Below are 25,087 nucleotides of genomic sequence, written 5' to 3' on the forward strand. Positions count from 1 at the left end.
CCCCTGCTCCCCCTACTTCCTCATCTCCCCATCCCCTCGTCTGCTTCAGGGGTAGAAAACATTTGGCATAAGGGAGTTGTTCACCAGAAACTCTGAGGAAACATTGCACTCGCTGCTCTCTGTGGGGTGCTAGAGACTGAAGTACTTCCTCGATGACTGCAAAGATTATCTGAGCGTCAGCTATTACATCTGATTCATGTTGCGTTAAAATCATTAACCCGTCTTTATTGACGGCACACTTAACCTCGAAGACTTCAGCCGATGAGACTTCTACAAGCAATTGTTCCTGCAAAGTCTTGGCTAAAAGCTGTAAATCTTCGTGCTGGACTGCTACTTTCATAGAGCTTTCCCGCTTAACTTCTATATTGTTTTGATTATTTTTAAGAGGATGAAATGAACTTTTTAGTTTTGTTGAATGCAAATGCACAGTTTAACCAACCACAGCCTGAAAATCTGAACGACCAACTTTCTAACACAAATTCTGACTTTTCACCAAAAATTAAAAAAAGCAATTATTGTTCGCGGCGCTACATTTTCACGCTACTAGATGCAAAATTAAATGATCTGTCTTCAGATATAAATTACAAATAAAAAATGGGAATAATAGGATTTTTGAGTGTTTTCACTGCATTATTTTGCGACAGTTAAATTTAAAGTAGCTACTACTCTGTACAATTTTCATTGCAGAGCAGTTGTGAAAATTTTATCCAAAGGTTAAGGAAACAGTTCTAGGTCAGAGGGTTTTGACAGAAATGCTAGTTATCTTCTATGCTGGGAAACTTACTGAGGAAATTAATTACATGTTGTGGCTCTAGCACAAACAGGTTAGCTATCAAAATTAATGTGCCTCATTTGCTGGGTTCGATAAAATTGATACGTGAAAAAGAAATTTTTATAGCTGCCAAAAGCTTAATTTTTAAATAAAAGTGCTGCAAAATATTAAAACAGCATTCACTAAAAGCTTGGAAAGTGTCAATACAAGGTGTATCAATGGATTTATTAGAGTATCAAGTTAAAGAATGGTTTGGGAAGATAGGCATTCCGGTCTTGCCCTCCCAACGGATTGACCATCCTACAGATTTGAAACGTTTAAAAATTCGCTTTCCGATTGTACTGAAATCTCAAGTACATGGAGCAGAGCGGGCAAAAGCGGGTGGAGTCAGGTTTGCCGAAACGACAATTGATGCGATCGCAGCTGCTCAAAATATTTTTAGTCTACCAATATGGGGCGAATTGCCAGAAGTGGTGCTGGCAGAATCCCAATACGACGCGAACCAAGAATTTTATCTAGCGGTAGTTTTAGATACTGCTGTCTGCCGACCAGTACTTTTAGGTTGTAAAGAAGCAGACATCGATTGGGAATCTGCTGGGGAAAAAATGCACCATGTTGTCGTGGAACAGGAATTTTCGCCATTTTATGCCCGAAGACTAGCTTTGAAAATGGGTTTACAAGGGACGCTGATGCAGTCGGTAAGCAGCGTTTTGGAGAAGATGTACCATTTATTTGTGCAAAAAGACCTGGATTTAGTCGAAATAAATCCCTTGGCAGTCAGTGCTAATGGTCAAGTTATGGCTCTCAATGGTAAAGTCAGGATCAATGAACGGGCAATCAAGCGTCATCCAGACCTGGCTGAGATGGCTGCAAAAATTATCAGCCGTCATACCAGTACTGAAATTAATGGTATTTTAGGTGACTGGGATGGCGTAAAAATGCACGGTAAAATCGGTATTTTAGGTAATGGGACTGGTTCAGTAATGGCAACTTTGGATTTAGTCGCCAATGCTGGTGGCAATCCAGGTGTTTGTTTAAATCTACGTCATGCTTTCCTCACAGATACGACACCAACTACCTTCCGCGATCGCCTAGAGACAGGTCTGAAAATCCTGGAAGCTGACAAAAGCATTCAAGTAATACTAATAAACTTTCTGGGTAGCATTCCTCAAACAGAGGAAGTGGTTGAAGTTATAGCCAGAGTTGTACAGCAAGACAACAGCGAACTTGAATCACAAGTTGTACGTTCTAATGGTAGTAAAAGTCGTCAAGTACAGAATTTTACACCCTTAGTTATCCGTCTTGCTGGTTCTGAATTTAATGCTGCTAGAAAATATCTAGCAACACTAAAAACCCACAGCGATGCGCTACTTGTGGTAGAAAATTTAGATGAGGCTGTAGCGGCAGCAGTCCGTCTTGCTAAACCAACTGCTAATAAAAAGTAGTGACTATGATTTTGTTCCAAATCAAACATTATTAATTTTTACCACGTAAATATATTGTTGGGAATTGAGAATTGGGAATTGGGCATTGGGAATTGGGCATTAGTTATTCTCCCCCTGCTCCCTTACTTAGTGGCTTAACTCACTGGGTTGTCAAACTTACGGTAATTTTTTATGAACCTAACGCCAGAAAGTAAAGTATTAATTCAAGGCTTTTGTGAATTTATATCAGGCACTCATGTTGCTCAAATGCAAGCTTATGGTACGAATTTGGTAGCAGGTGTCAATCCGGGATGTGGCGGACAGGAACTGCATGGACTGCCAGTATTTGACTTAGTAGAGGAGGTAATAGAACAATTTGGGGTAATTGACACAACAATTATCTGTGTAGATCCTTACGACGTGCTAGATGCTGCATTAGAAGCGATCGCATCTCATATTAGCCAGATCATTATTATCACTGCTGGCGTGCCACCTTTGGATATGGTGCAATTACTCCGCAAAGCCGAAGCATGTGAAACTTTGGTAATCGGGCCTAACAGTCCGGGGATCATTGTGCCGGGAAAAATTCTTTTAGGCACTCAACCTAGTGAGTTTTATACTCCTGGGGCAGTGGGAATCGTTAGTCGTAGCAGCACTCTCACCTACGAAGTTGCTTACGAATTAACAAAAGCAGGTTTGGGACAGTCGATTAGTGTCAGTATTGGTAGTGATGCGATCGTTGGTTCCTCCTTTCTCCAATGGTTGCAAATTCTAGATGAGGATGAAACTACAGAGGCGATCGTTTTAGTCGGTCAACCAGGTGGTGGTAGTGAAGAAGCAGCAGCTCGGTATATTGCTGAGGCAATTGATAAACCAGTAATTGCCTACATTGCAGGTAGACAAGCGCCACCAGGAAAAAGTTGGCGGCAAACTGGGACTTTAGCAACGGTTATCGGACGCGATCCTAACTTTGGGACAGCCCAAAGTAAATTAGCCGCTTTAAAAGAAGCAGAAGTTCCAGTAGCTGAACGCCCTTCTCAGATTCCAGAATTATTGAGAAAGGAAATTAAAATCAATTAATTACAAAAAGCGAAGGAAGCAATAATCTGGCTTCGTCTGCCAGTTTTAATCCATGAGTAATAGCGATCGCTCTTGATGTGATAATCTCGTCAAAAGTTCGCCCAAAGCGTTGCTCTAGCCAACTGCGACGAGATTCATTTTGCACTAGCTTTAACAGCCTCCCTGCGATTAGACCAAAATGAAGTGCCGCTAAAGCAGCATAAGTAAAGCGCACAAAACGTTCATCCCCATTCCACCCAGCAGAACGCAACCCCGTTAAGTAACCCTCAAGTACAAGTTTTTCCAAGGGTATCAGTGATGAACCATCGACGAACAATAAGAAAACGCTGTCCAGCACCAAATTTATGATGTCTTCTCCCAAGACACCATAGCCAACAAAAGACCAATCGATGAGAACAGTCTGGTCATTGCCATCTGCGTTACGTCGAGAAAACAAGTTGTTAGGCGTAATATCAAAGTGGCAGAGTGTATGGGGTGCTTTGTCCACAGCGTCGAGAAGGATATGGCGATCGCTCCACAAGTCCATCACGCGATCGCCGATATCTGGGGAAAATATCTCTTTTATTAGTGGGTGCTGCCATACAGTGGGTTCTTGCAACGCTTCTAAAGCTGTACTATCGATATTAGATACCCATGCTCGATGCCAGTCACGACTTAGCCAAGGCTCAGAAGGCAATGATTGCGCCATTACATAGCTTCCTTGTAAATAGCCAAGGTGACGAGCCGCTACACCAAAGCGCTCCATAGTCCAAGTGCTGCCAGGACTACCCTGAATATCCTCCAGCCACAGCCAGACGACATTAGGAGACGGTTCTGTAACCGCGAAACAACGGGGGGCTACTAAGTCGTTAGTCAGATTATCGAGCATTCCTGATGTATATATCAACGCCTCACGCTGCCAGTAATTCCAGTGTGTGGGGTCTTGAGAGGAATTGAAAATAGAGCCAGCATTTTCTGGTTGTAGGTGCAAAATCTTTAGAATTACCGACCAAGATAATTCTTCGCTGCCATTGTTAGCAATACCAGTAATGCGCTGCAAACCGGCTGTAACGTTATTAATAATATGGTGAGCGATCGCTTCGGCGTGCCATTCGCCCAGAGTGGCGATTTTACTGTCGAGTATACGACGGATAACAGTCGTTAATGTCACTTCATCAATTAGCGGATGCGTGAAAGGTGAATTCATTGGATCAATGCTTTCTAAAATTTCATCGACTACTTGATGAGGATTTACGCAAACAATAGCCAAAACTCTGATTTTCAGGTATGGGCAATTCATAAATTGTCCCTACAGCGTTTAGTGTAAGTCCACCTTTCATCATCACCAAAAGTTTCCAAAAACCATACAAACACCAAACTTAAAATTAAGATAAGTACAATTGCAGATATGTGTTTGCGTTTGGGCATGACAGTCTCTTAGGGGTAAAACAATGACTCTTGCTAGACTCTTGTGTAGAGGATTGAGGTGCGGCATTGCGAAATTCCCTTTTCGTCACATTATATTTAGTCCACATGGGCACTAATGAATGAGTAGCATTTGATTAGGGCGATGGTTGCTTGCGATCGCGAAAAATGTGGTTAAAGATGGTGCTTTTGAGTAGCGATTGAGTAGTATGATTGAAACCCAAGCCTGAAAGTACTGTCTAGCTAGGGGAGAAGCACATTAGTTTAGAATTACCGCCCAATAAAATCAATCGCTCATAGGGGAAATCCTTTTGACGCTAGCCTCTGCGTTGTAGCAACTAGCACGACACGGAGAAACGAGAGTTTGACAGATATTTTGCGGAAGTCCTACAAACCTCCAGCAAAATAGCCTAATTCAATGTAATATCTCTCACATACAGTTGTCGGAATGCAGTTAACAGTGTCATAAAGAAAAGGCGAAGGTTAACCTATAGGGTAGAACTTACCTGAGAGTTGCTTGCACCTCTAGCTTTGATGGATCACACTCATGACTGAACTCACGCTACGCCTAAAAGAGGGAGATACGGAGACAACGATCGCAGTCGATCAAGGTATATTCACAATTGGTCGTTTGCCGGAATGTAACTTGTACTTACCTTTTGCTGGAGTCTCCCGCAACCATGCTCGCCTGGTGAAAACAGCAGACGGTGTGTGGACTATTGAGGATCTGGGCAGCAAAAACGGGACGCAAGTCAATAAATATCTGATTAACTGTCCCCAAGAGTTGCATCATGGTGATATCGTTTGGTTGGGCAATGTTAGCCTGGTAATAATGCTCACAAGCGCTGTTCGTCAATCGATACCTGAGTATCAGGCAAGTTCGGAAAATAATGAGCAGAGAACAATTCTGCACAATGTCGAACAATTACAACAGCAATGGATTGCAGCTGATAGTAAAGATGGCAATATCAGCAATAAGGATAAAACCATTGCCCGTCTCAAAGACTTAGTGGACATAGCGAAAAATCTCTGTGCAGCGGCATCTATAGAAGAAATTTTTTCTCAAGTGCAGCAAGTAGTTTTCCGTTACCTTGATAGTATCGATCGCTTGGCACTATTAATTGATGTTAATGGTTGCGGTCAATTAGAGTTAGTGAACGCTGCTACAAGAAATATTTCCCAACAAAAACATCTACCCTCAGATGGAAGTTGGATCAGTCGGAGTATCTGTCAAAAGGTATTTGACGAAAAAGTTGTGATTCAAACCGCCGATACCCATCAAGATGAAAGGTTTGCTAGTGAACAGAGTATTTTAGTCAAAGGCATTCGTAGCGCGATGGCAGTGCCTTTATGGGATGAAAATAAAGTTGTAGGCGTACTCTATGCCGATGCCAATCTTTCTTCTTACCATTGGGCAAATGAAGGCGAGGAAGAACTCAGCTTTTTTTCGGCTTTAGCAAACCTTGTAGCTTCGAGTGTGCAGCGTTGGCTATTGGTAGAGAAACTCAAAACTGAAGAGATGATTCGTCACCGATTAGAACGCTATCATTCTCCAGCAGTTGTGCAGCAGTTGATTTCTGTAGGCGGATTACCGGGTGGCCGTTTAGCACCAGCCGAGAGCGAAATCAGTATCTTATTTGCAGATTTAGTAGGTTTTACAGCAATTTCTGAACGGTTAACACCAACTGCGATCGCTCAACTATTAAATAATTTATTTGAAGAAATGCTAAAAGAAGTGTTTACTTGCGGCGGCACTTTAGATAAATATATTGGCGATTGTATTATGGCATTTTTTGGCGCTCCAGAACCGCAAGCAGATCACGCCAATCGCGCTGTTACTGCTGCCAAAGGAATGCTCACTCGTCTCGAACATTTAAATGCCAATGGTTTTTGGCACGAACCCCTGCAATTACGGATTGCGATCAATAGCGGTAAGGCTGTTGTGGGAGATGTCGGTAGTTCCCAAAGGGTAGATTATACGGCATTAGGCGCGACGATTAATCTTGCTGCTCGGATGGAAGCAGTTTGTCCCCCTAGTGAATGCGTGATTAGTGAAGCTACTCATAAAATGCTTTCACTGCCTGAAGACTTCCAAGAAATGGGAGACTATCGTTTCAAAGGTATTGATCGATTAGTTAAGGTTTATCAGACAAATTTGCAGCAAGTGCCAACAATTGTTGGCTATTAGTCATTAGTCACTTGTACTGAGCATAGTCGTAAAGCCTGCGGCATAGCTACGCTTAGGGCACAGCCTCTCTAAGAGTTGTATTGGTGATGGATATGGGCATGGTGTATTGGAATGACAAATTTATCAACATAAATACATAGTTTAGTTGTATATTTTGTTTCAAAAATAATTGCAAAATTGTAATATTAAGCGACTAATTTTTGCTTAAAAGACTAAAATTTGGGTGTAGCTTCCAGAATTGATCTGTGTAACACTAGGAAGCCTACCTGAAGCTATTTTTTAACGGGAGGTCAGGTAATGGCGATCGCTACCATCAATCCCGCCACTGGGGAGACGCTCAAAACTTTTGAGGCGCTCAATGATACAGAAATTGTTGCTAAACTCGATTTGGCAAATCAGACTTTTGAAAAGTATCGTCAGACTGATTTTTCTGAACGATCGCAATGGCTAGAAAAGGCTGCTGATATTTTAGAGCAAGACAAAGCAGAATTTGCTAAGTTAATGACTCTAGAAATGGGTAAGCCATTTAAAGCTGCGATCGCAGAAGTCGAAAAATGCGCCGTCGTCTGTCGCTACTATGCCGAACATGCCCCTAGTTTTTTAGCTGATGTCAGTGTAAAAACTGATGCCAGCCAGAGTTTTGTACGTTATCAACCAATGGGTGCAATTCTCGCGGTGATGCCGTGGAATTTCCCCTTTTGGCAAGTGTTCCGCTTTGCTGCACCAGCACTAATGGCGGGAAATGTCGGTTTACTCAAACACGCTTCCAACGTGCCGCAGTGCGCCTTGGCAATTGAAGATATTATCCGACGTGCGGGTTTTCCTGAAGGTGCGTTTCAAACTCTATTAATAGGCGCTGCCAAAGTCGCCGATTTAATGGCTGATGACCGCGTAAAAGCTGCCACCTTGACAGGAAGCGAACCAGCAGGCATATCCCTCGCTGTCGCCGCCGGCAAACAAATCAAAAAAACAGTTTTGGAATTGGGAGGAAGCGATCCATTTATTGTGTTAGAAAGTGCTGACTTAGAGACAGCAGTTGTCACAGCTACTACAGCACGGATGTTGAATAACGGGCAATCATGTATTGCAGCGAAACGTTTTATTGTCGCAGAAGCGATCGCAGATCAATTTGAAAAATTGCTTTTAGAAAAATTCGAGGCGCTAAAAGTAGGCGATCCTATGGAACCGGATACCGATTTAGGCCCACTGGCAACACCTGGTATTCTCCAGGATTTAGATCAACAAGTGCAAGCTGCTACCAAAAGTGGTGGAAAAGTCCTCACCGGCGGACATCCTTTATCAGATCGTCCAGGGAACTTTTATCCGCCAACGATTATCATAGATATCCCGCCTGACACACCAATTGCAAAAGAAGAATTCTTTGGCCCAGTAGCCTTGTTATTCCGGGTTCCTGATATCGATGCTGCCATTAAACTCGCTAATGACAGTCCCTTTGGATTAGGTGCAAGCGCTTGGACAACGAATGACCAAGAATGCGATCGCTTAGTTGCAGAAATAGAAGCAGGTGCCGTATTTATCAACAGTATGGTCAAATCCGATCCTCGGTTGCCTTTTGGTGGTACTAAGCGTTCTGGATATGGCAGAGAATTGAGTATCCAAGGTATACATGAGTTTGTCAATGTGAAAACCGTGTGGGTTAACTGATTAGTCATTAGTCATTAGTCATTGGTCAAAGGACAAATGACTAATGACTAATGACAAAGAACAAAAGTCTTATTCGTTAATAGAGTTGTCGGGAAATAAAATGAATACAGCAGAATTATTGGTGCAGTGCTTAGAAAATGAAGGAGTGCAATATATTTTTGGACTCCCTGGCGAAGAAAACCTGCACGTTTTGGAAGCGCTAAAACATTCTTCGATTAAATTTATTACAACTCGTCATGAACAAGGTGCAGCATTCATGGCCGATGTCTACGGACGCTTAACAGGAAAAGCTGGGGTATGTCTTTCTACTCTTGGTCCAGGGGCAACCAATTTGATGACTGGGGTAGCAGATGCTAACCTTGATGGTGCGCCTTTAGTGGCAATTACTGGTCAAGTGGGAACAGATAGAATGCACATTGAATCCCATCAATATTTAGATTTGGTGGCAATGTTTGCACCTGTTACCAAGTGGAATAAGCAGATTGTACGACCGAGTATTACACCAGAAGTCGTGCGGAAAGCATTTAAGCGATCGCAATCTGAAAAACCCGGTGCAGTTCACATCGATTTACCAGAAAATATTGCCGCCATGCCCGTCGAAGGCAAACCTTTGCGTAAGGATAATAGCGAAAAAACTTATGCATCTTTTGCTAGCATTCGGGCAGCAGCAGCCGCAATTTGCCAAGCAGTTAACCCATTAATCTTAGTCGGAAATGGAGCAATTCGCGCTCAAGCAAGTGATGCCGTAACCCAATTTGCCACATTGCTGAATATACCTGTTGCCAATACTTTCATGGGTAAAGGTGTGATTCCCTACACACATCAATTGGCTTTGTGGTCAGTCGGATTACAGCAAAGAGACTTCATTACCTGCGGTTTTGATAACACAGATTTAGTAATTGCGATCGGCTATGATTTGATTGAGTTTTCTCCCAAAAAATGGAATCGGAATGGTGAAATTCCGATTGTGCATATTGGGGTAAGTCCGGCGGAAATTGATAGTAGTTATATTCCTAACGCCGAAGTCGTGGGAGATATTTCAGATTCCCTCTATGAAATTTTAAAATTAGCAGACAGACAAGGTAAACCCGATCCTTTTGCTATCAGCTTAAGGTCAGATATTCGGGCTGATTATGAACAGTATGCCCATGATGACGGATTTCCAATTAAGCCGCAAAAATTAATTTATGATTTACGGCAAGTGATGGGCCCAGATGATATCGTTATCTCTGATGTTGGCGCACATAAGATGTGGATGGCCCGTCATTATCATTGCCATAGTCCCAATACTTGTATTATTTCCAATGGTTTTGCGGCTATGGGTATTGCCATTCCTGGCGCTTTAGCAGCAAAACTCGTTCATCCTAAGCGCAAAGTCGTTGCTGTAACAGGTGATGGCGGCTTCATGATGAATTCTCAAGAATTAGAAACAGCCTTACGCGTAGGTACACCTTTTGTCACCATAATTTTCAATGATGGTGGCTATGGGTTAATTGAGTGGAAGCAAGAAAATCAATTTGGCAAAGGAAACTCATCTTTTGTGCATTTTAGCAATCCTGATTTTGTGAAATACGCTGAAAGCATGGGTTTAAAAGGCTACCGAGTTGAATCAGCTTTAGATTTGATTCCCACTCTGAAAGAAGCCCTCGCTCAAGATGTACCCGCCGTGATAGATTGTCCCGTAGATTATCGGGAGAATCACCGCTTTAGCCAAAAAGCCGGCGAGTTGAGTTGTGCGGTGTAAAAAGTTACGACTTAGGAGTTAAGAGTTATAACTGAGGAGTTAGGAATTACAGCAGTTTTTCTTTACATGAAGTACAAAAGTAAGGGTTTTGAGGCAGAAGGTAGAAACTCTTTATATCCGAATTTTGAGTGCTGCATTTTGTACCTCATACCAATTTTTTATGAAGCTGCATAGAATTCGATCCCCCCTAGCCCCCCTTAATAAGGGGGGAACCAGAAAAACATCTACCAAAGTCCCCCTTAAAAAGGGGGATTTAAGGGGATCAAGATATGTGCAACTTCACATTAAATTGTTATCACTTACTTGCAATCTGCTGTATTTATTCCTAACTCCTTTTTTAGACGAAATAGGTTTTCAAAGATGATTTCAAGCATCAGCTATATCAGTGTTGTATGTGGCGTATTTGTATTAGTCAGCGTTAGCAGCTTTCACAAATCAGCTATAGCTACTATAAATAACCAGTCCCAACTAATAGCGCAAAGCCAGGGTAAAACCCAGGTACACTCAGTTTTTAAATCTATTTTGCCTAAATTAAAGCAAAAGACTCAGATTCGGATTCTGTTGCCAAAGTTTATTCCTGAATCAGATGGGGAAAATCGAATTTACGCAATTATAGAAGCTGCTACACAAAAAAACTACGAGATTTTACTCGGTTTCAGTCCTGATTGTAGTGGTGGAACTGCTTGTCGTCTGGGTGTGATTTCTGCTGAAGCAGTAACCCGCAAAACCCCACGCCTGAATGGTAAAGCTGTATCCTTAGCTAAGGGTATTACTGGCTATTTTGTAGATTTCACTTGTGGTGCTAATTGCTCAGATGCTACCTTGACTTGGAGACAACAGGGTGTGCAATATGTTGTTGGGTTAAAAGCAGGCGATCGCACTTCTTTGATAAAAATGGCTAATTCTGCGATTAATCCCTAACTAAGGTCAGAGTTTGATTCTACTTCCCAGCGAAACAGCCGTGGCAATTGAGACACATCTATAACGTAGTTAACAATCCACAACACCAATTCAAAAATCAATAAATATCGTACCCATACCAACTCACTTTTAGAATCCAAAAGTGTTAAACCTTCATATAGCTGCCAGAAGCGGTAAGGCAAGTATATATAAGGAACCATTACCCACACTACATTTTGCAACTGCCTGAGTGTTACTATCTCAGAGATAATTTGCAACCCTAAGATAATAAAATACCAACCAAGCACAGTCAACACAGTGCGATCGCCCCACCATACACCCCACAATAGCATCACTACTAAGGGCAGCAATCCTCCTAGCAGTTGCACTGAGCCAAACCAGATTTTATACCAACCGGGAAATGGCAAAGGTAGAGTATAGGGCTTTGTGTGTTTCCACCCCCAGTTCACAACCACAATAAAAAGTGTGGCAATTGCAAAAAAGAGAAGATTTTCTATTAATAGATAGAGATTAATATTTAAGTAATTCATCTCGCTTCGTTCCAAATTCAAAATTAACTCATTCCAATCTCCATAAATTACGAAAAATATTTTAACTTTTATTTGCTCTATTTTCTTGTATTACATGAATCATTGATGGTACTAAAGAAATAACTATAATTAATCCAATAATTGGTAATAAATATTTATCTACTTGTTCAGGTGGCAGAGATTTTCCTAAGAAAAATCCTAACAGGGTAATGCCAAATGTCCAAAGAAAGCCACCAATTAAGTTGTAAGACATAAATGTTCGGTAATGCATCGCACCAAGTCCAGCCACAATCGGCGCAAAAGTGCGAATTATCGGTGTAAACCTGGCCAAAACTAGTGTCTTTTTGCCATGTTTTTCATAAAAATCCTGGGTTTTTACCAAGTGTTTTTTATGAAACAACCATGAATCTTCTTTCTGAAATAATTTTCTGCCAAATTTATGTCCTGTAGCGTAGCCAACATTATCACCAAGGACTGCACAAACAAAAGCACCAAAAATCAGAACCCAAATGTTAAACCCTGATTTTGGAAGAGATGCGAGGAATCCAGCAGTAAATAGCAAACTATCTCCTGGCAGAAAAAAACCAATTAGCAAGCCAGATTCAGCAAAGATAATTGCCCATACCCCAAAGTAGCCAATTTTTGTAATTAGGTCTGGTAAATTTAAATGCATTAGAATTTTTTAGTTTTCAACAATAGATCCACAACATCTTAACGTTTAGCAATTTTGCTGAATAAAAAGTAATATTAAATTTACGTAAAGTTCTTGTGTAATCTTGGAAATTTTAGTGACAGATGGCACATTTTGGGTTAGAGGTGCAAGATGCAAAGATATTTGAAAGTACTAAGACTATTTTGGGGTGCTGCGATCGCATCTGAGTTAGAGTATCGGGTTAATTTTTTCGTCGCTACCCTCACCAGCTTGGGAAATCTTGCGGGTAGCCTCTTTGGATTATTCTTGTTTTACCGCACTGGTTATACTTTTAGTGGCTGGTCATGGGAAGCAGCTTTAGTCGTTTTAGGAATTTTTACTTTACTACAAGGATTTTCTGCGACTTTTCTAGCGTCTAACTTGAACCGCATTGTCCGTCATGTTCAAGAAGGCACTTTGGACTTTATATTATTAAAACCTATCCGCAGCCAGTTTTGGCTTTCGACTCATACCCTTTCCCCTTGGGGACTGCCGGATCTAATTTTTGGTAGTATTATCATTGGCTATGCAGGTAAACGCCTTGGTGTAGGGATAAACGGCTATCTACTTGGTGTGCTGCCATTATTATTCAGCTTTGTGATTTTATACAGCCTGTGGTTTATGCTGGGTTCAATGAGTATCTGGTTTGTCAAAATATACAACGTTACTGAAGTGTTGCGTGGTTTATTGGAAGCTGGACGATATCCCATTGCAGCATATCCCACTGCTTACCGTTTTTTCTTCACCTTTGTGATGCCAGTAGCTTTTTTAACCACTGTACCAGCCCAAGCGCTGTTGGGTCGGAGTGAAATTAGCTGGTTGATAGGTGCAGCAATATTAGCAGTAGTGCTGTTTTTTGTTTCTACTTGGTTTTGGCGGTTTGCGTTGCGGTTTTATACTAGTGCTTCGAGTTAGAGAGATATGAAAACTAATCAAATTCCTCCTGGAAGCTTTGGTTTGCCTGTCTTAGGTGAAACACTCTCCTTCGTTTTCGACCGCGATTTTGCCAAAAAGCGCTATCGCCAGTATGGGCCCATCTTCAAAACCCATCTTCTTGGCAGACCGACTGTGGTAATGGCAGGACGGGAGGCATTAGAGTTCGTTTTGTCAAGCCATATCGAGAATTTTTCTTGGCGCGAGGGATGGCCTGATAATTTCAAGACATTACTCGGTGAATCACTTTTTCTGCAAGATGGAGAGGAACACCGCAGAAACCGCCGCTTGATGATGCCGGCATTACATGGCCCAGCATTGGCGAATTATTTCTCCACAATGGAAGATATTACGCGCGGCTATCTCCAAAAGTGGGAGAAAAAACAGGAGTTTACTTGGTTCCAAGAGTTTAAACAGCTGACATTTGATATTGCCAGTCAATTATTGTTGGGTACGCGTCCTGGGCCGGAATGTGTACGCCTTAGTCAGTTATTTACAACCTTAACGAATGGGCTGTTTGCTATTAATCCGTTGCCATTACCATTTACTACATTTGGTAAAGCTATAGCCGCACGTAATGAAATTTTAGAGCATCTCACTCAAGTTGTCAGAGAACGTCAGCAAAACCCAACTCAAGATACCATCAGCCTGTTAATCAAAGCTAAGGATGAAGACGGTAACAGCCTAAGTGAAAAAGAAATCATTGCCCAAGCGGTGCTGTTACTCTTCGCTGGACATGAAACTACTACTTCGATGCTGACTTGGTTATGTACAGAGTTAGCCCGTCATCCAGAAGTACTTGAAAAAGCAAGAGTTGAACAATTGCAACTTGCAAGTAAAGGTGATTTAGATTTAGAACAACTGGGGAAAATGACCTATTTAGAGCAGGTTTTGTGGGAAGTTGAAAGATTGCATCAACCTGTCGGCGGTGGGTTTCGTGGTGTGATTAAAGACTTTGAATTGAATGGTTACTACGTACCTACTGGTTGGCAGTTATACTACTCAATTGGAGTTACTCACCAAATTGAAGAAATATATTCTGAGCCAGAACTCTTTGACCCAGACCGTTTTAGTCCTCAACGGCAAGAACACAAAAAATATCCTTTTAGTTTAGTTGGTTTTGGCGGTGGCCCACGCATTTGTATTGGCATAGCTTTTGCCAAAATGGAAATGAAGATAGTTGCTGCTCATCTTCTACGTAGTTATCATTGGGAGATATTACCCAATCAAAGTTTAGAAGTAGTTGCTATTCCCACTAATCGCCCTAAAGATGGGTTGCAGGTTAGATTCCAACCTCGGTGAAATGTTTTATGGCATCTCAAATAGACATAAACTTGCCTAACGGAGTTTTGCAACGCTTACAAAATGTGAAAGATTTTGTGGGCGGAAGCGTTAACTCTCTAAGTAACTCAGCACAACAAGTTAGGGAGTCTTTGAATACAACAACTGATAAAGCAATTGATACAGTTACCACAAGTCTAGAGGAAACTTGGCAAACAGCGGAGCAATTTAAGAGTACAACATCGGGAGCAGTAAAAGGTGCGATCGCGTCCTCTGCAAGTGATTGGCTGACACAACACCCGATATTTTTTCGATTAGTTCAAGTACTAGGTTGGGCGACTAATCACCCAATTATCAGTATAGTCATTTTCCTGTTTGCACTTGCTTTGGTCTGGAGCATTATCAAAGCAATTGTCCGCTTGATTGAAACAGCTAGTTGGTCAGTACTCCAAGTTCCGTTAAAATTGCTTCAGGCTTTGATTAAAGTTAGTTTTTTATCCTTAACTAAAGTCGGCAGTTTTGCTGTTCAACAATTTACGGCTACTAAAACAACTGATAATCTGCCACCTTTGTTACCTGAAAATTTTCAACCAAATAAAAAACAACGATTAGTAGAAATTTCTCATCGCTTAGAAGCAATTCAAAAGGAACAGCATGAGCTTTTACAAGAAGCAACAGACTTGATTGCTTCTGACACAATTGATATAGACATCTCCCAAATTAAACAGCTAAGAAGCGTTGAATCACATCTTGGCTAAGTTCGGCTGTGGAACCGGAGGCGACAATACCACCTTTTTGCATAGCGTAATAATAATCAGCTTGACGGACAAAGTGTAAATGTTGCTCTACTAATAAAACCGAAATGCCTGTGGTTTCGACGATGCGACGGACTGCGGCTTCAATTTCGAGGATGATTGAGGGTTGAATACCTTCAGTAGGTTCATCCAAGACGAGTAATTGAGGTTCTCCCATTAAAGCACGTGCGATCGCTAATTGTTGCTGCTGTCCCCCACTCAAATCACCACCCATCCGCGAAAGCATGGTTTTTAACACCGGGAATAAGCTAAAAACTTCTTCTGGAATTTCCGCTTTTTTTACTGGTTTGCGTTTGGCTTCCAACCCCAGCAGCAGATTTTCTTTGACTGTTAATCGGGGGATAATTTCTCTTCCTTGCGGGACATAACCAATCCCCAATTTTGCTCTTTGGTCTGGGGATTTGGAGTTGATTAATTCTTCAGCTAAGTTAATTGTGCCACTGCGGGGTTTGAGTAAACCCATGATGCTTTTGAGCAGGGTTGTTTTACCCACACCATTGCGTCCAATTAGGCAAACCATTTGTCCAGATGGTACGCTTAAATCTACATTGCGGAGAATGTGGCTTTCGCCGTAGTAAACGTTGAGGTTAGAGATTTTTAGCATAATAAAATTCAGTTTTTATTCAAACCGAAACTTACAAAGCAGAATCAAAAATTTGTTGTGCTGTCAAGTTGAGTTGGGGGAATAAAGGCGATGCAATAAAATTATTTCCTCTAAACACAGTCATTTGATAATCTCCGTCAACTAATTCGCAAATTGTAATGGTTTTTTGTTTAGGATTACCAGTAAATCTTTTGCCACCGATCGCAGCATAGTCTACAATCCAATACTCAGGAATCCCCATCTCTTCATAATCCCTGAACTTGTCATAGTAGTCGTCTCGCCAGTTAGTGCTAACAATTTCAACAGCTAATGGGATAGATGCAGCTTGAATAACGGTCGATTGCTTACTCCACAGAGGTTCATTCACAAGATTGGCATGATTTAATAGCAAAATGTCAGGAGAATAGGTTGAGTTATTACTCTGAATTTTGACAAAGGCAGTTTTGGGGATACGAAACGGAAGCCCCATTTGCAAGAACTGGAGGGTTATCTGTGCCGCCAAAAATCCAACAACATTTTCGTGTTCACCAGTTGGGGGTGGCATTTCTACAATGACTCCTTTATGTAGTTCATATCGCTCCCCGTTTGAGGGGTACCACTCGATAAATTGTTCAAAGGTTACTAACTTGGGTAGGGTTTGAGTCATAGTTACCACCTCCAGATATATTTGACTTTACCATCGCTGCCCCTGGATTGTGCTGCAAGATAAGAGATATACCAGTAAGCTTTATTAGAATACTAAAGCCACTTCTCTCAAGTCTGTAGCAACTACTCCCAAGTCTGTAGCAACTACTCCCAAGTCTGTAGCAATTACTCCCAAGTCTGTAGCAATTACTCCCAAGTCTGTAGCAATTACTCCCAAGTCTGTAACGACTACTCCCTAGTCTGTAGCGACTACTCCCTAGTCTGTAGCGACTACTCCCTAGTCTGTAGCGGTTACTCCCAACCCTGTAGCGACTACTCTCGTGTTTTATACCTTTTGCCTATTGGTTTTGTCTAATTATATACCGAGATATTACTGGCATCAGTTAAAAATTTTACGATCGAAAATTGCGATTTATGCTGAACCGGAATCGCGTTTAATTGAGGCAAACTAGCTCTAGAAGTATCTTAAAAGAGCAAATTTATGTCTCGTCAAAAACGTACATCCCGCGTTTTAGAAAAAGCTGAGTTAAGAGCATCTGGGATGAAATCGATTGTTCCCAGCATTAAATTTGAAGAAGATTATACTTTAGAAAAACTGATTGAGTCAATCGAACAGTTACGTAACAAAATTGATGTTCATAATAGCGCTCTGGCTATAGTTGACTCTTCTTTAACTGAAGTTGAAGAGATGGAAAAAAACTTGAGTCAGCTTTCTGAGAAACTGTTAATGGTGGTTGCTATCAAGTACGGCAAAGACAGCGCTGAATATGAAATGGCGGGAGGTGTTCGCAATAGCGTTCGCCTTCGCAAAATGAGATCGAGCCGCTTAAAAAATATTGCAGAGCAAGCATCAGATAAAAATGGGACACCTGCATAAAAAACGAGGTAATTTGATATTTAACATAGGGAAATATTAGAGTATTGGATTGTTGACCCACAGATGCAACAAATTACGATTTGCCAGTGGGTGGAGAAACAGTATGAGGATAAGGTATTTACAGGTGCTACTTGCATAGAACCAGTGGTAATTGTTGACTGGGTGCTAACAGTAGAGCAGGTGTTTAATAGCGCAAATCGACCAGAATTACCAAGTAAATAGAAAGTACATTAGCGCAGCTTAATGAAGTTATCGCGTTTTCAATACCGTTCGGTTAAGACTTTTTGATGAAAATTATAAATCACAAAGATGCGATAAATCGCCGTCTCTTGCCTGAACTGAACCGCGTTTTTCATTCTTCCTGTTTTCCTAAATACACCTCAATCACACGTGAGTCATTTTGCACTTCCTCAAAATTCCCTTCGCACAGCACCGAACCTTCATGTAGTACTGTTACTTTCTTAGCAATTTGACGCACAAATTCCATATCATGTTCAATTACTAAAATTGAATGACTTTGTGCTAATGCTAAAAGTAATTCACCAATGTTATAGGTTTCTTCATCTGTTAAACCAGCAACTGGTTCATCAACGAGTAATAAATCAGGTGACTGTGCTACTAACATCCCAATTTCTAAACGTTGCTTTTCTCCGTGAGAAAGTAAACCTGCGCTAATATCAGCTTTTGCAGTTAAACCGATGGTTTCTAACAATCCTTTAATATTATTCTTTTCCACAGCATTAGAATGTTCAAACAAAGTAGAAAAGACATTTTTCTTTTTGTTAATGGTAATTTCTAAATTTTCACGGGGCGTTAAATTTAAGTAAATTCGAGGTGTTTGGAACTTGCGCCCAATTCCCAATCGCGCAATTTTATATTCAGGTAAAAAACGCAGGTTTCTTCCTTTAAATAAAACTCGCCCAATAGTTGGTTGCACTTTCCCCGTAATCACATCCAGAAACGTTGTCTTTCCCGCACCATTGGGGCCAATTACTACTCGTAATTCACCCACATCCATACTAAAGTTAAGCTGGTTTAAAGCCTTAAAACCATCAAAACTAACAGTTACGTTTTCAGTTTCCAATATTTTCGCGTTCATGTTGCACTTCAGGGTCTTCTTCCAAGGTGGGATATGTAGAAATTTCTTGACGACGGTTGAAAAGAGCAATATTCTGGCTACGCAACCATCCCACGATACCGTCAGGAAGCACTGTGACGACTATCAAAAATAATGCGCCTTGGAAAAATAGCCAGATTTCAGCAAATTGTTCACTTAAAAAAGTGCGGGCATAATTGACTAACAAAGTTCCGACAATTGCGCCAATTAAAGTAGCGCGTCCGCCTACCGCTACCCAAATCACCATTTCAATGGAAAAGGCAATATCCATTGCTCTGGGTGAGACTGAACCACTTTGAATAGTGTAAAATGCTCCTGCTATACCTGCGATCGCACCAGAAACTGCAAACACCAACACCTTAAAATCTGTAGGGTCATAGCCAGAAAATCTTACCCGACTTTCATCATCACGAATCGCTATTAACAATCTCCCAAAGCGTCCAGTTGTCAACCAGCGACAAATCCCGTAGGTGATTGCGAGAAACACTACCGTCAGCGTGTAGAAAACAAACTGCGTTTTGGCATCGCTCACCGTTGCTCCAAACAAGGTTGTAAAATCTATCAGTCCGTTCGTACCGTTGAAAAATTGTTGTTGACCGTTAAAGAAGTTGAAAAATACAATAGTTCCGGCTTGGGTCAAGATAGAGAAATAAACACCTTTCAAGCGATTACGGAAAACCAAATATCCCAACAATCCCGCCAATAACCCTGGAATTAGTACCACCAAAGCTATTGTCAAAGGAAATGAATAAAAAGGTTGCCAAAACGCGGGAAGTTCCGTAACTCCATAAAGCCCCATAAAATCAGGCAATTCTCCAGTCGGGACTTGGAGTTTTAGGTACATTGCGATCGCATATCCACCCAAACCAAAGAAGATACCATGTCCCAAACTTAATAAACCAGTATACCCCCAAATCAAATCGATACCCAAAGCCACGATCGCCAGTGACAAAAATCGCCCCAACAAATTCAAGCGAAACTCCGAAAGCACCAGTGGCATAACAATTATAAGGAAGAGTGCGATCGCAACCACCATTCCCACCTCAATTAATAATCCTCCTCCCCTCTTCCTCATTCTCTGCGTCCTCTGCGTCTCTGCGGTTCGTTAAACATCAACAGTACGTCCCTTCTGCGGAAAAATCCCCCCAGGCTTCCACTGTAAAAACACAATAATCAGCGCAAATACCAACACCTTAGCCATACTCGTCGTTGCAAAAAAGCTAAACAAATCAGCCAAAGGCTTAACAGGACTCAACAACAAAGCCAAAGTCCCAGAACCAATTAAAAAATTAGCCGTCCCAATACCCAACGCCGCCACAATCGTCCCGGCTAAATTGCCTACACCCCCAACAACAACAACCATAAAAGTATCAATAATATAGTTTTGTCCCGTATTTGGCCCTACAGAACCGAGTAAACTAATCGCACATCCAGCCACACCAGCTAAACCAGAACCCAATGCAAAAGTAATTGCATCCACCTTTTGAGTTGGGATACCCAAACAAGCACTCATACTCCGGTTTTGCGTCACAGCCCGAATTCTTAAACCCCAGCTAGAACGCTGTAAAAATAAATAAATTCCCGACACACAGATTATTGTTAAAGCAATGATAAATAACCTAGCAAAGGGAAATTGCACACCACCCAAAGATATCCCTGCTTGTAACCAAGTAGGTGCTGTTACGTCCACATTTTGAGCGCCAAACCAAGGTTGAGTTACTGCTAGCTGATAAGTTTGACTTAATAAATTACCTGTTGTGATTGTCACTCCCAGCGATAGTAAAAATATTACCGCTACAATCCAGTTACGAACTCTTCCCAAATCAGTGCGAGAATTTAGAATCCATAAACCTCCAAAAAATAACAGAGAAAATAAGCCTATGCCAATTATCAATACCCAATTCACGCTGCGAACAAACTGTTGAAAAATCAAACTTACTCCCCAAGTTGCCAACAGAGTTTCTAATGGTCTTCCATAGAGATAACGAATCACGCCTTTTTCTAGAACTAATCCCACAGCAGCCGTGAAAATAAAAGCGATAATCAAAGCCAAAAATATATAGACTTCAAACCATACTCCACCTAATTGCTTACAGACATTTTGTACAACAAATGTTGTATAAGCCCCAAACATCATCAACTCACCATGTGCCATATTAATGACACCCATCAATCCAAAAATAATGGCCAATCCCAATGCAGCAATCAATAAAACAGCGCCAATGCTAATGCCATTAAATACAGCTTCTAAAAATCCTGCTAACACTTTTTTTCCTATATATTAACTTCTTGTTATTAGAGTTACTATAGGGTGTCTCAGTCGCACATTTCTATGTTATTTGTAATGAAAAAATGACATGAGCGCTTAACACACCGCTATCTAAGATGTGCGTTAGGCTAAGAGGATGTTTGAAAGGTTTTCTTCTCGGTAACAAAACATTCTAAATCCCCCTAAATCCCCCTTAAAAAGGGGGACTTTGATTCCGGTTCCCCCCTTTTTAAGGGGGGCTAGGGGGGATCAGTTAGTGCCTAAAATCACAGTCAACCACTTTTCAAACAACCTCTAAAGCCATAACACAGCCTGCGATTTCTGAGAATTCGTAATTGGTAATTAATTACCAATTACGAATTACGAATTATTTAAACTTTCTTGTACTTACCACCCTTCGCTGGGTCAGTCCAATCACAAGCAAACCCTTTAGTCTCTTTTACAAATTGATTCCAAGGAACTGGCTCAACTTGTGCAGGAGTAGCATAGACAATATCAAACAAACCATCTTGCCTAACTTGACCAATCCGCACAATTTTGGAGATGTGATGATTGGCATCCATTGTCACTTTACCTTCAGGCGCATCTAGAGTTTGCCCATAAGCCGCAGTCCGCACTTTCTCTAAATCAGTAGTTTTAGCTTTTTCTACTGCTTGCTTCCACAAATAAACTGCAATATATGCTGCTTCCATTGGATCATTTGTCACGCGATCTTCACCATATTCTTTCTTGAAAGCGGCAACAAACTTTTTGTTAGCAGGTGTGTCTACTGTTTGGAAATAGTTCCAAGCTGCGTAATGACCTTTGAGATACTCCACACCAATTGCTTTGACTTCTTCTTCGGCAATACTGACAGACATAGAGGGATATTTATCTGGTGTCAATCCAGCTCCTTTTAATTGCTTGAAGAAAGCGACATTACTATCACCATTCAGGGTGTTATAAATCACCCCACCATTTGGCAAATTTTGTTTGATTTTCGTAATGATAGGTGTAACTTCTGTATTGCCAAGAGGTAAATAATCTTCACCAACTGTTTTTCCGCCTAAAGCTTCTAATTGAGCTTTAATAATTGTGTTAGCAGTGCGGGGAAAAACGTAGTCAGAGCCAACTAAAAAGAATTCTTTACCCTTATTTTTTAACAACCAATCAACAGATGGTTCAATTTGTTGATTTGGTGCTGCACCAGTGTAGAAAATATTTTTAGAACACTCTTGCCCTTCATACTGTACAGGATACCAGAGCATGTGATTTTTGCTTTCGAATACTGGCTTGACATTCTTACGGCTAGCAGAAGTCCAACAACCAAAAACTACAGCAACTTTATCTTGATCGATTAGCTTAGTTGCCTTTTCTCTAAAAGTATCCCAGTTAGAAGCACCATCTTCGGTAATTGCTTCAATTTGTTTACCTAAGACACCACCAGCAGCATTAATTTCTTTGATTGCTAATTTTTCAGCATCAACAACGCTTTTTTCACTGATAGACATCGTACCACTCAGAGAGTGCAAAATACCTACTTTGATGGTGTTACCAGCAGTAGCAGCAGCTGGTGAAGCAGTAGGAGGTGCGACTGTCTCTGTAGCGCTTGGGGGATTATTCGCACAAGCTTTTAGAAAAAAGCTGCTTCCGAAAGTTAGAGAACCGTAGATCAAAAACTTACGTCTGTTAAATTGTCTTCTCATAATCTTTATGAATTTTCCTCTTGATGAATCAACTAACTTAATAGAAAGCTGACAATATCAAACTTTAAAGTGTGATGATAGTGCGATAGTTTACTAGTAAAAAGTTATCTCGGATACCAAATGTCTGATTTTTGTTACAAAAAAATAACTTTACAATATCAATATTTGTTAAGCTTAATATTATTGTCAGCAATAAAAAAATAGCTGGATAATAATCTCATCTTTACTTGAGGGCTTTGCCAAAGGTGGTATTAATCACCAAAGGATTGCTAAAACTGGAGAATAAATGAACGTTCTCAAATCCTGGGATAGTGAGATTCTCATGAAATGGGCAGGGGGGGGAAGAAAAAGCTTATCCCAAGCGTATTTAGAGATAAGGGAGTGAAAAAGAAATACCCCATTCCCCATACCCACCCAATCTCTTATTCTTCAACCAATGATTCTTCAATCAATGGGCTGCGGAGGTCTTCTACCATTGCTTGAATTTCTGCTGGAGGTGGTGGTGTTAGGCGTGAAACTACTAGGGTGACAGCAAAGTTAATTAGCATACCCAAAGTACCAATTCCTTCGGGAGAAACCCCAAAAAACCAGGGTTGCATACCCCCAAACTTAACGCCGACAATGTAGATTATCGTAAACAATAAACCCGTCAACATCCCAGCGATCGCACCTTCAGAGTTAGTGCGCTTGTCGAAAATCCCCAAAAAAATCACCGGGAAGAAACTAGCAGCAGCTAAACCGAAGGCAAAAGCTACCACCTGACTCACAAATCCTGGTGGATTCACGCCAAAATAACCAGCAAGGACGAGGGAAAAACCTACCATGATCCGCCCGACAAACACCCGTTTTTGTTCTGAGGCTGATGAATCTACGATCCGGTAGTAGATATCGTGGGCGATGGAACTGGAAATTACCAGCAATAAACCTGATGCTGTAGACAAAGCAGCAGCCAAACCGCCAGCCGCTACCAAGCCAATCACCCACGGAGGGAGGTTAGCTACCTCCGGGGTGGAAAGTACGATGATATCTGGGTCGATCTTTATTTCATTAGTCTCCTTATTTGGAGTTAACTGGAAACGCCCATCCTTATTTATGTCATCAAAACCCAAAAGTTTAGTTTTTTCCCACTTCGTCGCCCAGTCTAGCTGCTGCACTTCTGCAACTGTATGATTGTGCAGGGAATCGATTAGGTTGTAGCGGGCAAACATGGAAAGGGCTGGAGCCGTTGTATAAAGAATGGCAATAAATAGCAATGCCCAACCAGCAGAAAAACGGGCTGCACGCACACTTTTTACTGTGTAAAAACGGACGATGATATGGGGTAAGCCAGCCGTGCCTACCATCAAAGCAATGGTGGTAAACAGCACATCTAGCATCGACTTGTTCACAAATGGCTCAGTATATTGCTTAAAACCCAGGTCAACCTGAATTTGATTAAGTTTTTCTCCAATATCACTGAAGGTAAATGCTAGCTGAGGAATAGGATTACCAGTGAGAAACCAGGCGATCGCGATCGCTGGAATCAGGTAAGCAAAAATCAACACACAGTACTGTGCTACTTGCGTCCAGGTAATACCTTTCATCCCCCCCAACACAGAGAAAAAGCCGACGATCACCATACCGATGATTACACCTGTATTGATATCGACTTGTAGGAAGCGGCTAAAAACAATGCCCACGCCCCGCATTTGTCCAGCAACATAGGTGAGGGAGATGAAAATGGCTGCAACTACTGCCACTAAACGGGCGATATTAGAGTAGTAGCGATCGCCTACGAAATCTGGCACTGTATACTTCCCAAATTTCCGTAGGTAGGGAGCCAGTAATAATGCTAGCAGTACATAGCCGCCAGTCCACCCCATTAAATAAATAGAACCGTCGTAACCCAAAAAAGAAATCAGCCCCGCCATTGAAATAAAGGAGGCTGCTGACATCCAGTCGGCCGCGGTAGCCGCACCATTAGCAATTGAAGGTATCCCTTGACCTGCTATAAAAAAGTCTTTACTATTTTCGACTCGTGATTGCCAACCAATATAAATGTAGGCGACGAAAGAAAGTCCAACTAATACAATAGTCCAAATTTCAACAGACACGGTTTTTCCTCACTTCCTAATATTGTATTTATGGTCTTGCTTGCTAAGATTGTATTTGCGGTCTAGCTTATCCATTTGGAAGGCATAAATGAAAATCAAGGCCACAAATACCAGGATTGACCCTTGTTGAGCCATCCAAAAGCCAAAGGGTACGCCAAAAAACCGTATTGCATTCAAAGGTTGAACCAACAAAATACTAAAAACTAGGGAAACCAATGCCCAGACAATTAAAAGATTACGAATTAAAGCAGTATTAGCACGCCAATAAGAACGGCGCTGATCTTCATCCATTGTTTTTCATCATCATTGCGTTGGTGCATCAAAATAATACCAATAAGCCGTTAATATC

23 protein-coding genes and 1 pseudogene are annotated in these 25,087 nt (G+C 41.3%); 11 read left to right on the top strand and 13 right to left on the bottom strand.

All coding sequences use genetic code 11. The features are described from left to right. A pseudogene (locus tag G1O98_RS13815) lies at positions 1–340 on the bottom strand (hypothetical protein); the annotation flags it as partial. 650 nt (positions 341–990) lie between these two features. Here G1O98_RS13815 and G1O98_RS13820 point away from each other — a divergent pair. Together G1O98_RS13820 and G1O98_RS13825 are read left to right on the top strand one after the other, a co-directional pair. Continuing rightward, positions 991–2,217 (top strand): succinate--CoA ligase subunit beta, encoded by a 1,227-nt coding sequence (locus tag G1O98_RS13820; RefSeq protein ID WP_163929332.1) that lies wholly within the window; start codon positions 991–993, stop codon positions 2,215–2,217. Positions 2,218–2,388: 171 nt separating this feature from the next. Next, entirely contained in the window at positions 2,389–3,276 is an 888-nt protein-coding gene (locus tag G1O98_RS13825; protein ID WP_163929333.1) for a CoA-binding protein, read from the top strand. On the opposite strand, the gene G1O98_RS13830 is transcribed toward G1O98_RS13825, so the two are convergent. Continuing rightward, a complete protein-coding gene (locus G1O98_RS13830) occupies positions 3,269–4,555 on the bottom strand; it encodes a phosphotransferase (protein ID WP_163929334.1) in 1,287 nt (428 codons plus the stop codon). The two genes, G1O98_RS13825 and G1O98_RS13830, sit on opposite strands and share 8 nt — an antisense overlap. A gap of 672 nt (positions 4,556–5,227) precedes the next feature. Here G1O98_RS13830 and G1O98_RS13835 point away from each other — a divergent pair. The 4 genes from G1O98_RS13835 to G1O98_RS13850 all read left to right on the top strand — a co-directional run bounded on the left by G1O98_RS13835 (position 5,228) and on the right by G1O98_RS13850 (position 11,198). After that, a complete protein-coding gene (locus tag G1O98_RS13835) occupies positions 5,228–6,868 on the top strand; it encodes an adenylate/guanylate cyclase domain-containing protein (protein ID WP_163929335.1) in 1,641 nt (546 codons plus the stop codon). Positions 6,869–7,165: 297 nt separating this feature from the next. Then, entirely contained in the window at positions 7,166–8,533 is a 1,368-nt protein-coding gene (locus G1O98_RS13840) for an NAD-dependent succinate-semialdehyde dehydrogenase (RefSeq protein WP_163929336.1), read from the top strand. A gap of 100 nt (positions 8,534–8,633) precedes the next feature. Continuing rightward, positions 8,634–10,277: an acetolactate synthase large subunit gene (locus G1O98_RS13845; protein WP_163929363.1), complete on the top strand. Its 1,644-nt coding sequence runs from the start codon at positions 8,634–8,636 to the stop codon at positions 10,275–10,277. Positions 10,278–10,637: 360 nt separating this feature from the next. Next, a complete protein-coding gene (locus tag G1O98_RS13850; protein WP_163929337.1) occupies positions 10,638–11,198 on the top strand; it encodes a hypothetical protein in 561 nt (186 codons plus the stop codon). Here G1O98_RS13850 and G1O98_RS13855 read toward each other — a convergent pair. Both G1O98_RS13855 and G1O98_RS13860 read right to left on the bottom strand, forming a co-directional pair. Beyond that, on the bottom strand, positions 11,195–11,728 hold the full coding sequence (locus G1O98_RS13855; protein WP_175586667.1) for a hypothetical protein: 534 nt from the start codon (positions 11,726–11,728) through the stop codon (positions 11,195–11,197). The two genes, G1O98_RS13850 and G1O98_RS13855, sit on opposite strands and share 4 nt — an antisense overlap. Positions 11,729–11,789: 61 nt before the next feature. After that, a complete protein-coding gene (locus G1O98_RS13860) occupies positions 11,790–12,401 on the bottom strand; it encodes a VTT domain-containing protein (protein WP_163929338.1) in 612 nt (203 codons plus the stop codon). Positions 12,402–12,551: 150 nt separating this feature from the next. Here G1O98_RS13860 and G1O98_RS13865 point away from each other — a divergent pair, with 150 nt between their 5' ends. Genes G1O98_RS13865 through G1O98_RS13875 form a run of 3 tightly spaced genes read left to right on the top strand, consistent with a single transcriptional unit; the run spans position 12,552 to position 15,391 of the window. Next, the gene (locus G1O98_RS13865) at positions 12,552–13,334 is read left to right on the top strand and encodes an ABC transporter permease (protein ID WP_163929339.1); all 783 of its coding nucleotides are present in this window, start codon (positions 12,552–12,554) and stop codon (positions 13,332–13,334) included. Positions 13,335–13,340: 6 nt separating this feature from the next. Then, the gene (locus tag G1O98_RS13870) at positions 13,341–14,654 is read left to right on the top strand and encodes a cytochrome P450 (RefSeq protein WP_163929340.1); all 1,314 of its coding nucleotides are present in this window, start codon (positions 13,341–13,343) and stop codon (positions 14,652–14,654) included. A gap of 8 nt (positions 14,655–14,662) precedes the next feature. Beyond that, positions 14,663–15,391, top strand: a complete 729-nt coding sequence (locus tag G1O98_RS13875) for a hypothetical protein (protein WP_163929341.1) — start codon at positions 14,663–14,665, stop codon at positions 15,389–15,391. On the opposite strand, the gene urtE is transcribed toward G1O98_RS13875, so the two are convergent. From urtE to G1O98_RS40700, 3 genes are all read right to left on the bottom strand, one after another. Further along, the gene (gene urtE, locus G1O98_RS13880; RefSeq protein ID WP_163929342.1) at positions 15,354–16,052 is read right to left on the bottom strand and encodes an urea ABC transporter ATP-binding subunit UrtE; all 699 of its coding nucleotides are present in this window, start codon (positions 16,050–16,052) and stop codon (positions 15,354–15,356) included. The two genes, G1O98_RS13875 and urtE, sit on opposite strands and share 38 nt — an antisense overlap. 31 nt (positions 16,053–16,083) lie before the next feature. Beyond that, a complete protein-coding gene (locus G1O98_RS13885) occupies positions 16,084–16,698 on the bottom strand; it encodes a Uma2 family endonuclease (protein ID WP_163929343.1) in 615 nt (204 codons plus the stop codon). Positions 16,699–16,782: 84 nt separating this feature from the next. Beyond that, positions 16,783–16,914 (bottom strand): hypothetical protein, encoded by a 132-nt coding sequence (locus G1O98_RS40700; protein WP_275941776.1) that lies wholly within the window; start codon positions 16,912–16,914, stop codon positions 16,783–16,785. 264 nt (positions 16,915–17,178) lie between these two features. On the opposite strand from G1O98_RS40700, the gene G1O98_RS13895 reads away from it, so the two are divergent. Continuing rightward, on the top strand, positions 17,179–17,574 hold the full coding sequence (locus G1O98_RS13895) for a hypothetical protein (protein ID WP_163929344.1): 396 nt from the start codon (positions 17,179–17,181) through the stop codon (positions 17,572–17,574). A gap of 33 nt (positions 17,575–17,607) precedes the next feature. Beyond that, the gene (locus tag G1O98_RS13900; RefSeq protein WP_345940551.1) at positions 17,608–17,796 is read left to right on the top strand and encodes a hypothetical protein; all 189 of its coding nucleotides are present in this window, start codon (positions 17,608–17,610) and stop codon (positions 17,794–17,796) included. A 130-nt stretch (positions 17,797–17,926) separates the two neighbouring features. Here G1O98_RS13900 and urtD read toward each other — a convergent pair whose 3' ends face one another. From urtD to G1O98_RS13930, 6 genes are all read right to left on the bottom strand, one after another. Then, the gene (gene urtD, locus G1O98_RS13905; RefSeq protein WP_163929346.1) at positions 17,927–18,673 is read right to left on the bottom strand and encodes an urea ABC transporter ATP-binding protein UrtD; all 747 of its coding nucleotides are present in this window, start codon (positions 18,671–18,673) and stop codon (positions 17,927–17,929) included. Then, positions 18,648–19,766 carry an urea ABC transporter permease subunit UrtC gene (gene urtC / locus G1O98_RS13910; RefSeq protein WP_163929347.1) on the bottom strand — a complete coding sequence of 373 codons (1,119 nt, stop codon included), beginning with the start codon at positions 19,764–19,766 and terminating at the stop codon, positions 18,648–18,650. Before urtC ends, urtD begins: the two co-directional genes overlap by 26 nt. A gap of 30 nt (positions 19,767–19,796) precedes the next feature. Beyond that, positions 19,797–20,957 (bottom strand): urea ABC transporter permease subunit UrtB, encoded by a 1,161-nt coding sequence (urtB, locus tag G1O98_RS13915; protein ID WP_163929348.1) that lies wholly within the window; start codon positions 20,955–20,957, stop codon positions 19,797–19,799. 374 nt (positions 20,958–21,331) lie between these two features. Next, positions 21,332–22,645: an urea ABC transporter substrate-binding protein gene (urtA, locus tag G1O98_RS13920; RefSeq protein ID WP_163929349.1), complete on the bottom strand. Its 1,314-nt coding sequence runs from the start codon at positions 22,643–22,645 to the stop codon at positions 21,332–21,334. A gap of 422 nt (positions 22,646–23,067) precedes the next feature. Next, a complete protein-coding gene (locus G1O98_RS13925; protein WP_163929350.1) occupies positions 23,068–24,738 on the bottom strand; it encodes a sodium:solute symporter family protein in 1,671 nt (556 codons plus the stop codon). A 9-nt stretch (positions 24,739–24,747) separates the two neighbouring features. After that, a complete protein-coding gene (locus G1O98_RS13930) occupies positions 24,748–25,029 on the bottom strand; it encodes a DUF4212 domain-containing protein (protein ID WP_114083898.1) in 282 nt (93 codons plus the stop codon). Between the last annotated feature and the right edge of the window lie 58 nt (positions 25,030–25,087).

The sequence above is a fragment of the Nostoc sp. UIC 10630 genome (genome assembly GCF_010747425.1).
Lineage (GTDB): Bacteria > Cyanobacteriota > Cyanobacteriia > Cyanobacteriales > Nostocaceae > Nostoc.

Excerpts from the sequence above, each read along its gene's own strand:
- G1O98_RS13875 (WP_163929341.1), top strand. The coding sequence starts at position 14,663 with ATGGCATCTCAAATAGACATAAACTTGCCTAACGGAGTTTTGCAACGC.
- G1O98_RS13850 (WP_163929337.1), top strand. The coding sequence starts at position 10,638 with ATGATTTCAAGCATCAGCTATATCAGTGTTGTATGTGGCGTATTTGTA.
- G1O98_RS13825 (WP_163929333.1), top strand. The coding sequence starts at position 2,389 with ATGAACCTAACGCCAGAAAGTAAAGTATTAATTCAAGGCTTTTGTGAA.
- G1O98_RS13895 (WP_163929344.1), top strand. The coding sequence starts at position 17,179 with ATGTCTCGTCAAAAACGTACATCCCGCGTTTTAGAAAAAGCTGAGTTA.
- G1O98_RS13855 (WP_175586667.1), bottom strand. The coding sequence starts at position 11,728 with ATGAATTACTTAAATATTAATCTCTATCTATTAATAGAAAATCTTCTC.
- urtA (WP_163929349.1), bottom strand. The coding sequence starts at position 22,645 with ATGAGAAGACAATTTAACAGACGTAAGTTTTTGATCTACGGTTCTCTA.
- G1O98_RS13835 (WP_163929335.1), top strand. The coding sequence starts at position 5,228 with ATGACTGAACTCACGCTACGCCTAAAAGAGGGAGATACGGAGACAACG.
- G1O98_RS13820 (WP_163929332.1), top strand. The coding sequence starts at position 991 with ATGGATTTATTAGAGTATCAAGTTAAAGAATGGTTTGGGAAGATAGGC.
- G1O98_RS13930 (WP_114083898.1), bottom strand. The coding sequence starts at position 25,029 with ATGGATGAAGATCAGCGCCGTTCTTATTGGCGTGCTAATACTGCTTTA.
- G1O98_RS13860 (WP_163929338.1), bottom strand. The coding sequence starts at position 12,401 with ATGCATTTAAATTTACCAGACCTAATTACAAAAATTGGCTACTTTGGG.
- G1O98_RS13830 (WP_163929334.1), bottom strand. The coding sequence starts at position 4,555 with ATGAATTGCCCATACCTGAAAATCAGAGTTTTGGCTATTGTTTGCGTA.
- urtC (WP_163929347.1), bottom strand. The coding sequence starts at position 19,766 with ATGAGGAAGAGGGGAGGAGGATTATTAATTGAGGTGGGAATGGTGGTT.
- urtD (WP_163929346.1), bottom strand. The coding sequence starts at position 18,673 with ATGAACGCGAAAATATTGGAAACTGAAAACGTAACTGTTAGTTTTGAT.
- G1O98_RS13865 (WP_163929339.1), top strand. The coding sequence starts at position 12,552 with ATGCAAAGATATTTGAAAGTACTAAGACTATTTTGGGGTGCTGCGATC.
- G1O98_RS13870 (WP_163929340.1), top strand. The coding sequence starts at position 13,341 with ATGAAAACTAATCAAATTCCTCCTGGAAGCTTTGGTTTGCCTGTCTTA.
- G1O98_RS13845 (WP_163929363.1), top strand. The coding sequence starts at position 8,634 with ATGAATACAGCAGAATTATTGGTGCAGTGCTTAGAAAATGAAGGAGTG.
- G1O98_RS13840 (WP_163929336.1), top strand. The coding sequence starts at position 7,166 with ATGGCGATCGCTACCATCAATCCCGCCACTGGGGAGACGCTCAAAACT.
- G1O98_RS13885 (WP_163929343.1), bottom strand. The coding sequence starts at position 16,698 with ATGACTCAAACCCTACCCAAGTTAGTAACCTTTGAACAATTTATCGAG.
- urtE (WP_163929342.1), bottom strand. The coding sequence starts at position 16,052 with ATGCTAAAAATCTCTAACCTCAACGTTTACTACGGCGAAAGCCACATT.